This window comes from Mangrovibacter yixingensis (genome assembly GCF_020523985.1).
GTDB classification, from domain to species: domain Bacteria; phylum Pseudomonadota; class Gammaproteobacteria; order Enterobacterales; family Enterobacteriaceae; genus Mangrovibacter; species Mangrovibacter yixingensis.
In genome coordinates this window covers 873,800-887,302 of the sequence record NZ_JAIVKM010000001.1, presented here as the reverse complement: position 1 = coordinate 887,302, position 13,503 = coordinate 873,800, and the positions used below count along the sequence as shown (strand labels likewise).

Here is a 13,503-nt window from a genome sequence, read left to right as displayed (position 1 = left end):
GTTTTTTATGCTGTTAGCACAAATTTCTGATACCCATTTTCGCAGCCACAACCAGAAACTGTACGGGTTTATTGATGTAAATGCCGGCAACGCAGATGTGGTGGCTCAACTGAATGCACTGCGCGAAGCGCCTGATGCCGTGATTGTCAGTGGTGATATTGTGAATTGTGGCCGCCCGGAAGAGTACCAGGTGGCCCGCCAGGTGCTCGGTGCTTTGCGTTACCCGCTACTGGTGATTCCGGGTAATCACGATGATAAAGCCCATTTTCTGGAGTTTTTGCGCCCGTTATGCCCCCAACTGGGAAATGATCCGGACAACATTCGCTATGCGGTTGACCACTTTGCCACCCGGCTTTTGTTTATTGATACCAGCAGGACGGGTACATCAAGTGGCTGGCTGACTGCGGAAACACTGGCATGGCTCGATAAGCAACTGGGCGACAACCCAGACAAACCGGCTGCCGTCTTTATGCACCACCCGCCTTTGCCGCTGGGCAATGCGCAAATGGATCCTATCGCCTGTGAAAATGGCCATTTACTGCTGGAATTGATTGCCCGCCATCCAAACCTTGTTCGCGTGTTCTGTGGCCATAACCATAACCTGTGTATGACGCAATACCGCCAGGCCATTATTGCCACCGTGCCCGGCACCGTACACCAGGTTCCTTACCACCATGAAGATAACCGCCCGTATTACGATATGTCGCCCGCTGCGTGCACCATGCACCGCCAGGTAGGTGAGCAATGGGTGAGTTACCAGCACTCTCTGGCGCACTTTGCTGGCCCCTGGCTGTATGACCCACAAGCCAGTTGCCCCACTGAGGAGCCGTCATCGCCATGCTGAAGTTGCAAAACCTGAGTAAAACCTTTGATGGGAAAACCGCCCTGCACGCGCTGGCACTGGACATTCATGATGGTGAGTTTGTGGTGCTGGTTGGGCCATCTGGCTGTGGGAAGAGCACCCTGCTGCGCCTGATTGCCGGGCTGGAAGACGCCACCACCGGCGAAATCTGGCTGGATGGGGAACCCATCAACAGCCTGCCAGCCGGTGAGCGCAACTTTGCGATGATTTTCCAGAACTATGCGCTGTTTCCCCATTTATCGGTGCGGGACAACATTACCTTCGGCATGAAAGTGCGCAAAGAGGCAAAATCCGGGTGGCAACCGCGCCTGGAAAAAGCTGCACAAATGCTGCACCTGGGCCCATTACTGGACAGTAAACCCGGCAAGCTTTCAGGGGGGCAACGCCAGCGTGTTGCGATGGCTCGTGCGATTGTCCGTGATCCGAAGTTGTTCTTAATGGATGAACCGCTTTCAAACCTGGATGCGCAGCTGCGTACCGAGGTGCGCGACAGCATCATGGCGCTGCACCAAACGCTGCGCATCAGCACCATTTATGTCACCCACGACCAAACCGAAGCGATGTCAATGGCAGACAGGATTGTGGTGATGAAAGATGGCGTGATTCAGCAAACTGGCCGCCCCGCTGACATTTACCACCATCCAGCAAATGTCTTTGTTGCCGGGTTTATTGGTTCGCCCGCCATGAATCTGCTGTTGTTACCCTGCAAAAACGGCCAGGTCTTTTTTGGGGAACAAGCACTTCCTTTGCCTGTAAGTACCAGGCCGGCTGGCCGGGTATGGGTGGGGATTCGCCCAGAACATATTACCGATACCCCACAACCCGGCCAGTTCACCTTTGCCGCCACCCTTCGCCAGCGAGAGCTAATGGGTGCCGACTATTTACTCCACCTGGCCACCCCGTTTGGGAATATGCGCTACTGCCGCCGCCACCGAGGCAGCATCCCCGAATGTGGCGACATTATTCAGCCCGGCTTTTCCCCCGAAGATCTGCACTTTTTTGATGCTGACACACAGCTCAATTTATTACATCAGGAGACTATTCATGTTTAAGGCCACGCCTTCCCGGTTACCGGCTCTGGTATGCAGTTTAACTCTGGCGTTCACTGCCAGCGCACTGGCAAAAGAAAAGATAGATTTTATGTTTCCGGCACCGGTTGACGGTAAGCTGACCATGGAAATGAACCGTATCATTAAAACCTTTAATGATTCACAACAAGATGTTGAGGTGCGCGGTATTTTTACCGGCAATTACGACACCACAAAAATTAAAGCAGAATCAGCCCAAAAAGCCGGGCAACCACCTGCGCTGGTGATTATGTCCGCCAACTTCACCACCGACCTGGCGCTGAAAAAAGAAATACTGCCCATGGATGAGATTCTGAAATACGGCAACCTGAAAGCGAATGATTTTCTGGAGCAGAATTTCTGGCCTGCCATGTGGAAAAATGCCCAGGTGATGGGTGAAACTTATGCCATTCCGTTCCACAACTCCACGCCAATTCTCTATTACAACAAAACACTGTTTGCTAAAGCTGGTATAACCCAGCCGCCTCAAACCTGGGCAGAGTTACGCGCCGATGCGCTTAAGCTGACCAACAAAGACGAAGGGCAATGGGGAATCATGATGCCTTCTACCAATGACGATTACGGCGGCTGGATCCTCTCTGCATTAGTTCGCGCCAATGGCGGTAACTACTTTAACGACACCTGGCCTGGCGAAGTGTATTACAACTCACCCACCACTATTGGCGCCCTGCGTTTCTGGCAGAACCTGATATACCAGGACCATGTCATGCCCTCTGGCGTGCTGAATGCCAAACAAATCAGCGCGGCATTCTTTTCCGGGAAACTGGGGATGGCGATGCTCAGTACCGGGGCGCTGGGCTTTATGCGTGATAACAGTAAAGATTTTGAGTTAGGGGTCGCCATGCTGCCTGCCAAAGAGCAGCGCGCTGTGCCCATTGGCGGTGCCAGCCTGGTCAGCTTTAAAGGTATTTCCGACGCTCAGAAAAAAGCGGCCTGGGAATTTCTGAATTACCTGGTCAGCCCGAAAATCAATGGCGAATGGAGCCGCTTTACGGGTTACTTCTCACCACGTAAAGCCACCTATGACACACCAGAAATGAAAGCCTACCTGGCAAACGACCCACGAGCCGCAATTGCCCTTAAACAGTTACAGTACGCTCACCCCTGGTATGCCACCTATGAAACGGTTGCGGTACGTAAGGCGATGGAGAACCAGTTAGCAGCAGTGGTTAACGACCCGAAAGTAACACCGGAAAGTGCCGCTAAAACTGCGCAGGAACAGGCAGACACCATCATGAAGCCCTATGTAGACAGCACTGCGCTGGCTCCCGTGAAATAACCTTTTTTGGCTGGCAATACCCGGCAGCCACAAGGACGTGGCTGCTAACTGACGGACTCTTTACTGGCGAGACCAGGCTGCAGCCTGGCTGAAAAGTTCGGCTGACGGGCGAATACCGGTATACAGTACAAACTGCTCAACAGCCTGAATAGCAAAGACTTCAGAACCGGTTATTACTGTTTTACCCAGTTCCTGAGCATAGTGAATCAACGGGGTGACGGCAGGTAATGCCACCATGTCAAACACGGTGCTGGCCGCCTGGATTTTCTCTTCCGCCCATGCAAGTTGGTTTGCCTGTGCGCCATCCATGCCAAGGGGTGTTGCATTGATTAATATCTCTGCCGCGCACTGCGTTTCTGTTGCACACCATTGATAACCATATAATGCCGCCAGAGCCTGGCCTGCTTCGGCATTACGGGCAACAATATAGCCTTTACTGAACCCGGCATCTTTCAGTGCGCAGGCTGCCGCTTTCGCCATCCCACCGCTGCCTTTCAAAGCAAAGGCTTTGTTCGGGTCCAGTGCGTACTCTGCCAGTAATTGACGAATCGCGATGTAATCCGTGTTGTAGGCCTTGAGATGCCCATTGGTGTTAACAATCGTATTCACTGCCTGAATGCCCTGTGCCGAGGCATCCATTTCATCCACCAGCGGGATACAGGCTTCTTTAAAAGGCATGGAAATAGCACACCCGCGAATACCCAGTGCCCGTATCCCCTGTATTGCACCTGCCAGGTTTTGGGTGGTAAAGGCTTTGTACAGATAATCTAAATCCAGTGCATCGTACAGGTAGTTATGAAACCGGGTACCAAAGTTACTGGGGCGAGCCGCCAGTGACATGCATATCTGGGTATCTTTGTTCAGTCTTTTTGTCATGGTGGATTCCTGAGTTGCAGTTTTCTCTGCTGTGGAGTATTGAATAAAAAGATGACCTGAAAAATTGTTCACTTTAGCGAGAAAAACTTCCTCTTTTATGGCTAACCGGCTCACTGAACAGAAATACCTCAAGTTACTGGCGGTTTATGGCAATACACCGGCCAGTGTGACACTACAAGAACTGGCAGACCGGCTATTTTGTACCCGCCGCCATATGCGCACATTGCTGCAACAAATGCAGGGCAATGGCTGGCTTAATTGGCAATCACGCCCCGGTCGCGGTATGCGGGCCCAGTTACACCTTCTGCGCACCCCCACGCAACTCAGCCAGGCCGAAGCCGAACAGTTGCTGGATGCCGGGCGGCTGGATGAAGCCGTTGCGTTACTGGGGCAGGATAAACAGCAGGTGACCCAACTGTTGCGCTCAAAACTCGGCTACAGTGTGCAGGCAGATTACCAGCGCTTACGTATCCCTTATTACCGCACCATGCCTTGTTTACTACCGGGCACAGCCCTGCGCCGCTCAGAGCAACATCTGGCCAGGCAAGTTTTTAGTGGGTTAACCAGAATAAATGAGGAAAAAGGTGAAGTGGAGCCAGACCTGGCTCACCGCTGGCACCAAACAACGCCCATGAACTGGCGTTTTTTCCTGCGCCCTTGTGTGCAATGGCATGATGGCAAACAGGTAACAAGCGGCGATGTGGTGAAATCACTGGCACGCAGTGCCGGGCTGCCGTTGTTTTCCCACCTGAAGGCAATCAGGGCAACAGGCCCACTCAGCCTGGAGATTGAATTATCCCAGCCAGACAACCAGTTGCCACAGCTACTGGCACATGTTGATGCCTTGATTGTGCGTACAGACCGACTGACTCCGGCAACACCGGTGGGTTCAGGGCCTTATCAGGTAGATAAAAACACCGACTGGCTCCTGCGGTTTAAAGCTTTTGATAACTACTATGGGCTGCGTGGCCTGCTGGATGAAATCGAAGTCTTTACCTGGCCGGATTTAACCTCTACAGAGCCAGGTGCCCCCCCGCTGGATATTAAAACCTCTGCCTGGCTCAGTTCCAGCCTGAGTGATGAAGCCTGGATTGCCGGGCTTGCCCGAAAGCTGACGGGAAAACCCACAGATGAAAACCCGGAGATGTTCCTGGAACGTGGCGGTTACTTTTTACTGTGTGATAACCGTTCAGCATTCTGGCAAACAGACAGCCAGCGGCGCTGGCTGAGAAGCATTCTTAATCCATGGAACATACAGCCCCGGTTACAGGCAGAGATCCGCCCACTATGGGTGCCTGGCGGCAGTGTATTGCCAGACTGGTTCCATACGCTGGAAGATGGACCGAGTGTTTCCCCTTTTACGGGCGGCGGCTCTCGCCCTGTTTTGCGCCTGGTATACCCACAGACACACCCTGAATTCGCCATGTTGTTTAACATCATGGCTGGGTTGTTGGCCGAACAAGGCGTCGAGTTGCAAGGGGAAGCGCTACCTTACTCAACCTGGGCCTCGGGGGAGCATCGTGCCGATATCTGGCTGGGCACCGTTAACTTCACGGTTCCAGAAAACTGGCATGTTGCTTCATGGTTACTGGGTTCACCATTACTGCGGCGCTGTGCTTTCGGTGGCGAAACAGCCAGGGTTGATACCCAGCTCTCAAACTGGCGAACTGGGACGGTAAGTGCCAGGCAATTAATTGGGGAAGTGACTGAATCAGGCTGGTTACAACCGCTTTTTCACCACTGGATGCGGCTGAAAGGCCCTGCGGGTGTACAGGGGCTGCACCTGAATAACCTGGGGTGGTTTGACTTTACTTCGGCGTGGATTATGCCTGATTAACCAGGCGAAGGTACGGGATGGTGCTGCTGCAATCCCCCCGCCATCAAGTCTTCATCGGCTACAGTTTCATTCTTTGTAGCAATATGAAACCAAAGACAAAATAAGCCACTCCACCAGTATCTGTACCCGGGCATTAATACGCCCGGGGATACTGCCAGCAGCATTACACCGTTTCACTACGCAATGACACTACAGATGTGACTGCGGTTGGGTAATTGCGGCCGTGAAATTTGTTTATCTGTATCTGCTGCCGGTTCATTTTCACCAACACGTACAATTGGCCCCATAACAAACAGGAAGCACAGTGCGGCAACAACGCAGTGTGCTGACACAAAGACCAGTCCGGTGCGCAATAGATGTATGGCTTCCTATAGTGACGGCCGCACCACCTTTAGAGTGAATCACCACCCCATCCTGAATATTAGAATGAGAATGGATAGTGACAGGCTCCATATCTCCGTGCTCATTCAGTTCATCGGCCCGAATAACAGCATAAGGGCCAACATAGACATAATCATGAATGATGACATGCCCACATATCACCGCTGTAGGGTCAATAAAGGCTTTCACTGAAACCTGTGGTGAATGGCCGGAAGGTTTTTTACGCAACATGGCCTACTCTCTGAAAACGAACCCGAGCCACTGCATTGTGGGCATGCAAGCTTTCCTGGTGTTCAACACGAATTGAGAACCCAGCGAAACCGCTTTCTTTCAGTAACCTCTGGTGAAGACGGCGAGCGGCATCCTCACAGAACATAAGATGACTTCCGCAGGCTTGTGCAAAAGCCTGTTCATCCCCACGCTTAACCACTGTTTGCACCGCTGTGCCTAAGGCGTTTTCGCCTGCATCAATCAACTGACGAAACGGGAATTGTGTTGCCTGCATGTTTAATTCAGCCTCGAGCCAGGCCCAACTACGCTGGCTGTGTGGTGTCGCAGGCATACCTTTCGTTCCCAACCACTCATTGACCGCTTCCATTGTCAGGTTATCTTCCTGGCCTTCAAAATCGCGTTGAAAAGCAACTTGTGCCGACTGGCGGCTTAGTGCGGCTGAATTAGGGCAGGTCGACGCATATGGAATACCCACTTTGATGTGAAATACGCAGGCTTCATTCAATGTTGCAGTCAGTTCAATGGGGTATGCTTTCCAGCCATAATAGTTTGAGATAAGTGATTTTCTGGACAGCAACAACTCCCCTTTAATACTCAGGCTGGCTTCGCTGCTCTGGCCTTCATGCGAACGAAGAAATGCTTTTAGTACCCCCTGTACTGCACCAGGAGTAACCTCGCCCTGAGTAAGGTCATCCAGTTGCATATAAAGCCGTGACATATGAATGCCTTTAGCGGCATGTTGGTTGTTTAATAAGTTGATACCGGCATTCACTTTAGCCATAACAGGACGCCCTTCAAACTCAAGCGGCAAGTCGATTTGCTCCATACCAACCCAGTTAAGTGCAATATGTTGATACTCACTCTGTGCAGACTGAATATCAGCCAGGACAGGCAAGCGGAGCGATGATGGCTCAGGCATAGCTAATTTCCTTACTCTATTTTTAATGTCTCTTATTTCATGTGCAGTGCAGATTAATTTTTTGGGATGCAGTTATTTGCGATACTGTGCTTCAACTTTCTCCTGCTTCATTTTGGCATCAATGGACAGTTCTGCTGTTGGGCGCAGTAGCAAGCGCGGGAGGCCAATGGGCTCCCCGGTTTGCAAACAGTAGCCATATTCCCCCTGTGCCAGCCGCTTTAATGCAGCATCAAATTTAGGCAGTAACCGGCTTTCTCTGTCTATTTGGCGAAAAAGCAGCCTCAGTTCCTCTTCACGAATCGCTTTATCGGCTTCATCACCTTGTTGTTCACTGTGCTGAAGCTGTGATTTCAGCTCAGCAATGCTTTCGATAAGCGCCTGCCGTTCATGCTGCAGCAAACGCTGGAAAAACTGGGTTTGCCACGAATTCATATAATCCTCGGGAGGCATAGCCAGCAACGACTGGAACTCAGCATTGGAAGGTTTCGTCATAATTGACTCCTCAACCCTAAAAATTATGTTATATCATTACATTTATGAATCACGGATATTCAGGAATATCGCCATGAAAACGACTTTACCTCTGCTACTCATCACGTTTGCATCAGCAAAAGCGGTTGCCTTCCAGGTAAAAATCGAACACTCACCGTTAATCATAAAGCCACAGACCAGCCAATATGCAACCAACACACCACCGCTGAAGTTGTCTTCTTTGGTATTGGTTCCTCATACCTGGTCTGCCATTCCTGTCGCCGGCTGCCAGTGTGCTTTTTGCAGCCAAATGCGCGCCATATCAGGCTAACTACACCAACCGGGCCATACGCTGTGGCCAGGGGTCTTCAAATACGCCACCCGCTTGCCACCAGGCAATTTCGGCTTCAGTCAAAAAACAGGCCTGTAATTCGGCCGTGAAGGCTTCGGCTTCCCGTTTCTCACCAATAATTGTCAAACGGCAATGACGATCGCCAAATCGGCCTGGTGACTGCTCGACCTGGTGTCGCAAGGTAGCAATTTCCTCTGCAGTCAGTCCGTTATCGGCACTCTCCAACACACCGGCCTTCCAGTAGCTAACCACTTCAAGGCTGATACTGCCTGCCGCCTGGTTCCATAGCAGCGCAAGATCAGCCCGGCCTGGCAACCAAAAAAAACCCTTACTACGGTAAATACTCATTCCCATGAAGCGGTGGCAGGTATCCCACAACCGTTGTGGATGGAATGGCCTGTTATCGTTGATAACCAACGCATTCATAGACCAGGCGTTTTGCTGTTCTCTGGCAGGCACATCCACTATTGGCGCCAGTTCGTTAATCAATAGCGCAACACGGTGGAAATCATACTCAGGCAGATTGAGAATTGTGCCCAGATCCATACTTCCCCAAGGAACCGCACTAACAGGAACATAAGGGTTAAGTGGGTGAATGGCCTGTGCGACTCTCGTTACCGTAGCGCTATCCAGCCTGTCATGCTTAGTCAGTAGTAACTGGCTGCAAAACATGATTTGCTCAGCCAGCAAGTTTTCGATATTCCGTTTACCTTGCCGCAAGTTGTTTTCCAGGCGTGGAATCAGTGTTTCCCCTGCGTGAAAATCATTGTTGAGCATCACAGCATCGACCAGCGCCAATACGCCCGTGAGTTGGATGTCAGGGTGGTCACGAAAATAGCGAATTAATGGTAATGGATGGCTACTGCCGGATGTCTCGAGTAAGAACAGGGCTGGCCGGGCTACTGCCAGCATAGCTTGTAACGCACTATCCAGTTTTTTGATTCCATCAGGGCTACTGATACTGTCAGCAGAAATGCTGGCGAAATTATGCTGGCTGGCGCTAACAACTTCTGTATTAGAAATCAATACACCATCTACATCCAGCTCACTCATATCATTGACAATAACGCACACCGGCAGTCGCTGTTTACTTGCCTGTACCAACAAACTTTTGAGCAACGTGGTTTTTCCGGCACCGAGAAAACCGTTCAAAATTGTTAGCGGTATTTTGCGCATACACTAAGCCTTATGCCCAAATGCCGGGCTCCATGATGCATAACTAAGTCGTTTCACAGGAGAATTACTTCGTGCATATTTAATGGACAAACCAGGGTTCGAGTGAGTCAACATAGTTACGCCATTGTTCTGGCCCTTGTTGCATTTCCTGGTCGGTTAACAGTGCATTATTCAACTGTTCAGTAATGGCGGCTGCATTCATGTTCATCCCAATAAACACTATTTCCTGCCGGGCATCACCTATGCCATCCACCCAGTTAGACAAAATGAAATTCAGGGAGTCTTCATCCTGAGGCCAGCGTTCACGAGGTACGCTTGCCCACCACATGCCCGCTAACCCCTGACGGGCCACACCACCGGCCTGCGACCAGGAACCTGCATATTCCGGGCGCGATGCAAGCCAGAAGAAACCTTTCGAGCGCACAACCCCGGTCAGTGATTTATCAATAACCTGTGCAAATCGCTCTGGGTGAAAAGGACGCCGGGCACGGAAAACAAAACTGGTAATGCCGTACTCTTCTGTTTCTGGCGTGTGCTCACCCCGCAATTCTTTCAACCAGCCAGGCGATTGCGCCGCATTTTCAAAATCAAATAAGCCGGTATTTAACACTTTATCCAGGGCAACTTTGCCATGTTCCGCCACCACAATTTCAGCACGTGAGTTGAGTGAGCGTAAAATAGCCATCAATTGATCTTTTTGCGCAGCGGTGATGAGGTCTGCTTTATTCAAGACCAGTACGTCACAAAACTCTATCTGGTCGACCAGTAAGTCAACCACACTGCGTTCATCTTCTTCTCCCAGAGATTCGCCGCGGGACTGGATGCTGTCATCAGACTGGTAATCTTTAAGGAAGTTGTAAGCATCTACCACAGTGACCATGGTATCGAGCCTTGCAACCGCCGATAAATTACTGCCATCTTCGTCATCAAACGTGAAGGTTTCAGCTACCGGAAGCGGTTCTGATATTCCCGTGGATTCAATGACCAGGTGGTCAAAACGCCCTTCTTTCGCCAACCTGTTGACTTCGATAAGGAGGTCTTCGCGCAACGTGCAGCAAATGCAACCGTTGCTCATTTCAACCAATTTTTCTTCAGTGCGGGATAACTGTGCCCCACCATCTCGAACCAGGGCCGCGTCGATATTGACCTCTGACATATCATTGACGATAACAGCAACACGTCTTCCTTCACGATTGTTCAGGATATAATTCAACAGTGTTGTTTTACCTGCCCCCAGGAAACCCGACAGTACCGTTACCGGTAAGCGTTTATCCTGGTTGAGTGTTGTTTGTTGCGACATTTGCAGCTCCTCTACATCATTTTTTACTAGTCAGAGCCTGAGTGGGCTCGCCAGAACAACCACTCCATCGCCCCTAACTGCATTATAAAAACAGCTACGACGGCCGGTGTGGCAGGCACCACCCGTTTGATCCACCAGCAGTAGTAGTGCATCTCCGTCACAGTCAAAGCGAATATCATGTACCTGTTGTATGCACCCGGAAGTATCACCTTTGCGCCATAACATTTGCCGGGAGCGAGACCAGTAGCATGCCCGCCGGGTTGTTAATGTTTCTTGCAGCGCTTGTAGATTCATCCAGGCCAGCATCAACACTTCACCGGAGTCATACTGCTGAGCAATCGCGGTAATCAGGCCGTCCTCATTCCAGGGAATCGCCTGTATGACTTCGTTAAGGGCGAATATTGCGCCAGCCTGCGCGTTTTCTATTAATTGAAACATTAAGCTCCCCCTACACTTTACAGATACGTTATAACATAACAATTACATTTACCACTCGTTTTACTACCGACAGGTATTTCCACACCATTAAAAACATTATTTATTATATGGTTAGAAGAAATCAAACAGGGTTAGCGGTGGGGAATCGCGCCCCGATAGAGGACGGGTTACTGGCCGGGTGTGTATGTAGATGGTAACCGTGCAATTGCGAACCAGGGAGTGTGCGGAAGTCATGTGCGGTGGAAATGGACAACGGAGTATAGCCGTCGCGCAATAGCGGAAACGGTTTTTATGGCGGCACAGCACAAAAAGAAAAACCCCGTGATACTGATGTATCACGGGGTTCTCAATATGGCGGAAGCGCAGAGATTCGAACTCTGGGACCCTTTCGAGTCGCCGGTTTTCAAGACCGGTGCCTTCAACCGCTCGGCCACACTTCCGGAATGAGGCGCACTATAAACGTCCCCTTGCGTCATGTAAAGCACCAATTTGTTCGTTTGCTTTAAAAATCAACAAAACGGGGTTATTTGCATGAAAATACGGCATTATGGTTAGTTATTCGGCAATAAAATCAGCAACAAAGCGTTATTACTTACCTGACTATAACCAGCCGAACCAGGCAATTGTGGGTAAGCGTATTTGCTTTAGTGCAAATGTTCCATGGGTTAATCGCAACCGACAGGTAACTTACAGCCCAAAAGTCATGAAAACATCAGCCTGGCTCTGAAACACATCAGAAGAGGTAAAGATGGGTAAACGCGCTTTTCTAGTGAAATAGCCTTACCTATTCTGAACGCTATAACACCTGTTTATAGAGAGAGTAAAAATGGATCGTATTGTTACCTCTACCCGCGATCGCTCATCGCTACTCAGTACCCACAAGGTGCTGAGAAACACTTATTTCCTGTTGAGCCTGACACTGGCGTTTTCAGCTATTACTGCAACCGCCAGTACAGTGCTTGCCTTACCTTCTCCCGGCCTTATCCTCACCCTGGTTGGGATGTATGGTTTAATGTTCCTGACTTACCGCCTTGCTAATAAGCCTACAGGCATTATTGCGGCATTCGCCTTTACCGGATTCTTAGGTTATATCCTGGGCCCGATTTTAAACGCTTATCTGTCTGCCGGAATGGGCGATGTGATTGGTATGGCGTTGGGTGGTACAGCGTTGGTGTTTTTCTGCTGCTCCGCTTATGTGCTGACAACCCGCAAAGATATGTCTTTCATGGGCGGTATGTTAATGGCTGGGGTTGTTGTGGTGCTGATTGGCATGGTCGCCAACATCTTCCTACAACTTCCTGCCTTGCACCTGGCTATTAGCGCTGTGTTTATTCTGATTTCTTCAGGGGCTATCCTTTATGAAACCAGTAACATCATCCACGGTGGGGAAACGAACTATATTCGTGCAACTGTGAGCCTGTATGTCTCGTTGTACAACATCTTCGTCAGCCTGCTCAGTATTCTGGGCTTTGCCAGCCGCGACTAGTTCCATCGCCCTGCATTTGTTTTACTGAATTGCCCCGCCACTGAGCGGGGCAATTTTTTATGCCAGCAAAGAAAGTGCTACACTGAGTGCCATTCTTGTTGGTTGATGACTGAGTTTAGTGAACGAAATAGTATGTTGATGTTTAACGGCACCGAAATTGACACAGACACCGAAGGCTACCTGAAAGACTCGGGGCTGTGGAGTAAACCGCTGGCAGAAGTTATTGCTCAAAACGAAGGTATTTCGCTGAGTGAAGAACACTGGGAAGTGGTTATGTTTGTTCGCAACTTTTACCTGGAATTTAATACCTCCCCCGCTATTCGCATGCTGGTCAAAGCAATGGCAAAAACTTTCGGGGAAGAAAAAGGAAATAGCCGCTATCTCTACCGCCTTTTTCCTAAAGGCCCGGCCAAACAGGCGACTAAAATTGCTGGTTTGCCAAAGCCGGTTAAGTGCATCTAATAGCGAATACCAAAATTGGTCCACTCACGCTGAGGGTGATGAGGCTCTGTCAGTACCTTCTCAACCCTTGCGCTGCGTGGGCCACCCGCTTTTAGCCAATTAATCAGTGTGTCCACCGCCCCGGGTTCCCCACAAGCCAGCACCTCTACACTGCCATCATCCATATTACGAGCATAGCCCGTCACCCCCAACTTTTTAGCCTCATACTGCGTACTGTAACGAAACCCTACCCCTTGAACACGGCCATGAACCCAAGCCATTACACAATATGCTGCCATTTCGCTTCTCCACGGCTCAAATCTGTTTAAGTAAGTATATACAAGACTTGGTTTTGCTCGCATCTAC

14 protein-coding genes, 1 tRNA gene and 1 pseudogene are annotated in these 13,503 nt (G+C 50.3%); 7 read left to right on the top strand and 9 right to left on the bottom strand.

Going from position 1 to position 13,503, the window contains the following annotated elements; genetic code table 11:
* Positions 1-7: 7 nt before the first annotated feature.
* Genes LC084_RS04170 through LC084_RS04160 form a run of 3 tightly spaced genes read left to right on the top strand, consistent with a single transcriptional unit; the run spans position 8 to position 3,229 of the window.
* Positions 8-844, top strand: a complete 837-nt coding sequence (locus LC084_RS04170; protein WP_226569616.1) for a phosphodiesterase — start codon at positions 8-10, stop codon at positions 842-844.
* Positions 838-1,914, top strand: coding sequence for an ABC transporter ATP-binding protein (locus tag LC084_RS04165; protein ID WP_226569615.1), 1,077 nt, complete (start codon positions 838-840; stop codon positions 1,912-1,914). The genes LC084_RS04170 and LC084_RS04165 overlap by 7 nt, the downstream gene beginning before the upstream one ends.
* Positions 1,907-3,229 (top strand): ABC transporter substrate-binding protein, encoded by a 1,323-nt coding sequence (locus LC084_RS04160; RefSeq protein ID WP_226569613.1) that lies wholly within the window; start codon positions 1,907-1,909, stop codon positions 3,227-3,229. The genes LC084_RS04165 and LC084_RS04160 overlap by 8 nt, the downstream gene beginning before the upstream one ends.
* Positions 3,230-3,289: 60 nt before the next feature.
* Here the strand turns inward: LC084_RS04160 and LC084_RS04155 are convergent, their stop codons facing one another.
* Entirely contained in the window at positions 3,290-4,105 is an 816-nt protein-coding gene (locus LC084_RS04155; protein WP_226569611.1) for a shikimate 5-dehydrogenase, read from the bottom strand.
* 97 nt (positions 4,106-4,202) lie between these two features.
* On the opposite strand from LC084_RS04155, the gene LC084_RS04150 reads away from it, so the two are divergent.
* Positions 4,203-5,942 carry an SgrR family transcriptional regulator gene (locus LC084_RS04150; protein ID WP_226569609.1) on the top strand — a complete coding sequence of 580 codons (1,740 nt, stop codon included), beginning with the start codon at positions 4,203-4,205 and terminating at the stop codon, positions 5,940-5,942.
* Positions 5,943-6,284: 342 nt separating this feature from the next.
* Here the strand turns inward: LC084_RS04150 and LC084_RS04145 are convergent.
* The 3 genes and pseudogenes from LC084_RS04145 to dksA form a co-directional block, all read right to left on the bottom strand.
* Positions 6,285-6,554: pseudogene (locus tag LC084_RS04145) on the bottom strand (gamma carbonic anhydrase family protein); the annotation flags it as partial.
* Positions 6,544-7,473, bottom strand: a complete 930-nt coding sequence (gene folE2 / locus LC084_RS04140) for a GTP cyclohydrolase FolE2 (RefSeq protein ID WP_226569607.1) — start codon at positions 7,471-7,473, stop codon at positions 6,544-6,546. The pseudogene LC084_RS04145 and the gene folE2, both read right to left, overlap by 11 nt.
* 72 nt (positions 7,474-7,545) lie before the next feature.
* Entirely contained in the window at positions 7,546-7,965 is a 420-nt protein-coding gene (gene dksA, locus LC084_RS04135; protein ID WP_226569605.1) for an RNA polymerase-binding protein DksA, read from the bottom strand.
* A 73-nt stretch (positions 7,966-8,038) separates the two neighbouring features.
* Between dksA and LC084_RS04130 the strand changes: the two genes are divergently transcribed.
* Positions 8,039-8,275, top strand: coding sequence for a hypothetical protein (locus tag LC084_RS04130; RefSeq protein WP_226569603.1), 237 nt, complete (start codon positions 8,039-8,041; stop codon positions 8,273-8,275).
* On the opposite strand, the gene LC084_RS04125 is transcribed toward LC084_RS04130, so the two are convergent.
* The 4 genes from LC084_RS04125 to LC084_RS04105 form a co-directional block, all read right to left on the bottom strand.
* On the bottom strand, positions 8,276-9,472 hold the full coding sequence (locus tag LC084_RS04125) for a CobW family GTP-binding protein (protein ID WP_226569602.1): 1,197 nt from the start codon (positions 9,470-9,472) through the stop codon (positions 8,276-8,278). It abuts the gene before it with no gap.
* A 79-nt stretch (positions 9,473-9,551) separates the two neighbouring features.
* Positions 9,552-10,772 (bottom strand): zinc metallochaperone GTPase ZigA, encoded by a 1,221-nt coding sequence (gene zigA, locus LC084_RS04120; RefSeq protein ID WP_226569600.1) that lies wholly within the window; start codon positions 10,770-10,772, stop codon positions 9,552-9,554.
* 30 nt (positions 10,773-10,802) lie between these two features.
* The gene (gene hisI, locus LC084_RS04115; protein ID WP_226569598.1) at positions 10,803-11,210 is read right to left on the bottom strand and encodes a phosphoribosyl-AMP cyclohydrolase; all 408 of its coding nucleotides are present in this window, start codon (positions 11,208-11,210) and stop codon (positions 10,803-10,805) included.
* 352 nt (positions 11,211-11,562) lie between these two features.
* A tRNA-Ser gene (locus LC084_RS04105) sits at positions 11,563-11,650 on the bottom strand.
* 386 nt (positions 11,651-12,036) lie between these two features.
* Between LC084_RS04105 and yccA the strand changes: the two genes are divergently transcribed.
* Together yccA and tusE are read left to right on the top strand one after the other, a co-directional pair.
* Entirely contained in the window at positions 12,037-12,696 is a 660-nt protein-coding gene (yccA, locus tag LC084_RS04100; RefSeq protein WP_226569596.1) for an FtsH protease modulator YccA, read from the top strand.
* Between the two features lie 132 nt (positions 12,697-12,828).
* Positions 12,829-13,158, top strand: a complete 330-nt coding sequence (tusE, locus tag LC084_RS04095) for a sulfurtransferase TusE (RefSeq protein WP_226569594.1) — start codon at positions 12,829-12,831, stop codon at positions 13,156-13,158.
* On the opposite strand, the gene yccX is transcribed toward tusE, so the two are convergent.
* Positions 13,155-13,436, bottom strand: coding sequence for an acylphosphatase (gene yccX / locus LC084_RS04090; protein ID WP_226569591.1), 282 nt, complete (start codon positions 13,434-13,436; stop codon positions 13,155-13,157). The two genes, tusE and yccX, sit on opposite strands and share 4 nt — an antisense overlap.
* Positions 13,437-13,503: the final 67 nt, after the last annotated feature.